Origin of the sequence: Phytoactinopolyspora endophytica, from assembly GCF_004138495.1 — a bacterium.
Taxonomy (GTDB): Bacteria; Actinomycetota; Actinomycetes; order Jiangellales; family Jiangellaceae; genus Phytoactinopolyspora; species Phytoactinopolyspora endophytica.
Map to the genome: position 1 here is coordinate 107,602 of NZ_ML142852.1, position 1,658 is coordinate 109,259.

General features: G+C 67.5%; 2 protein-coding genes and 1 pseudogene. All 3 read left to right on the plus strand.

Annotation, left to right across the window (positions count from 1 at the left end):
- A pseudogene (locus ELR45_RS40605) lies at positions 1–176 on the plus strand (type I pantothenate kinase); the annotation flags it as partial.
- A 22-nt stretch (positions 177–198) separates the two neighbouring features.
- Complete coding sequence (locus tag ELR45_RS08840; protein WP_129665239.1) at positions 199–897, plus strand: ThuA domain-containing protein; 699 nt, start codon at positions 199–201, stop codon at positions 895–897.
- A 9-nt stretch (positions 898–906) separates the two neighbouring features.
- The coding region (locus ELR45_RS08845; RefSeq protein WP_165367618.1) for a PP2C family protein-serine/threonine phosphatase at positions 907–1,658 on the plus strand (752 nt) is incomplete at its 3' end.

The window sequence follows — 1,658 nt, forward strand, 5'->3', positions numbered from 1 at the left end:
GGCGATATGCCGACCTTGACCACGACGACGCCGTTGCCCAGGCCGAATACCTGTGGGACAACATCAACGGCCCTAACCTGGACCAGAACATCCTCCCGACGCGAGGCCGCGCCACCCTGGTGTTGACCAAGAGCGCGAACCACGCGGTGCAGAGCATCCGCCTCCGCAAGATCTGACCCCGCCTGAGATGATCGATGAATGACTCGACTGCTCGTGTTCTCCAAGACCAGCGGCTACCGCCACGACTCGATCGAGCCGGGCGCCGCCGCGGTCGAGGATCTCGCGGCCGGGGACGGGTTTGCCGTCGATGCCACCGAGGACGCATCCGCATTCACCCCTGAGAACCTCGCGGAGTACCGCGCCGTGGTCTTTCTCAGCACGTCGGGGGACGTTTTCGACGACCACCAACGGGCCGCTCTGGAGCGCTATGTCCGCGGCGGCGGAGGTTACGTCGGTATCCACGCGGCGTCGACCACCGAATACGGCTGGCCGTTCTACGGCGAGCTGGCCGGCGCCCGGTTCGACGGGCATCCGGAGGTACAGCAGGCGACCATCACGGTCGACGATGCGGCACACCCCGCCACCGCGCATCTCGATCGCCGCTGGGTGTGGACGGACGAGTGGTACAACTTCCGGGACGGTCCCCCGCCACAGGCCCGGATCCTGCTCTCGGTCGACGAGACCACCTACACGGGCGGCAACATGGGCAGCCGGCATCCGATCGCCTGGTGTCACAGTGTGGACTCCGGACAGTGCTTCTACACCGCGCTCGGGCACAGTGCACAGGCATACGACGAGCCGACATTCCGTGCTCACCTGCTCGGCGGCATCCGCTCGGTTCAGCGCACCACCGCAGAGCCGGGTGTGCCAACACCAAGTGCCCCGAATACGCCCTAAGGTGTAGTCATGCATGTGCGGTACGTGGCGCGCTCGGACGTGGGTCTTGGCCGCGAGGGCAACGAGGATGCCGGCGTGGCGAGCCCTCACGTGCTGGCCGTGGCGGACGGCATGGGCGGCCACGCCGCCGGCGAGGTCGCCAGCGAGGCGGCGGTGCATGAGCTGGCTTCCTCGGCGGAGGCCGGCGCCGAGGTCCCTCCTCTTGACGCACTCATGTCCCGCATGGTCGCCGCAAACGAGCGGATCGGCAGGCTCGCGACGGAGAAGCCGGAGCAGGAGGGGATGGGCACCACGACCACGGTCGTGGTGACCGTCGGCAGCGGCCTGCCACGGGGCCAGATCGCGCTCGGGCACATCGGCGACTCTCGTGGGTACCTTCTGCGCGACGGCGCCTTGCGGCAGCTCACCACCGACCACACGTTCGTCCAGACGCTCGTCGACGACGCCCAGATCAGCCCTTCCGAGGCACGCGTGCACCCGGCGCGTTCGGTGGTGACCAAGGCCTTGCAAGGCCAGCCCATCGAACCAGACCTCTTGTTGGTCGACGTCCAGCCCGGCGATCGCATCCTGCTGTGCAGCGACGGACTCACCGATGTGGTGACCGACGATGTGATCGAGCAGATTCTGAAGTCCACCGAAGACATCGTTGCTGCAGCCGACGATCTGCTCCGGCTGGGGTTGTCCGGTGGCGCGCCGGACAACATCACAGTCGTCATCGGCGAGATCCTCGGCCTGGACGCCCCGCCGGATCCCTCGCATCC

Coding starts and splice junctions, on each gene's coding strand:
- ELR45_RS08840 (WP_129665239.1), top strand. CDS start 199: ATGACTCGACTGCTCGTGTTCTCCAAGACCAGCGGCTACCGCCACGAC.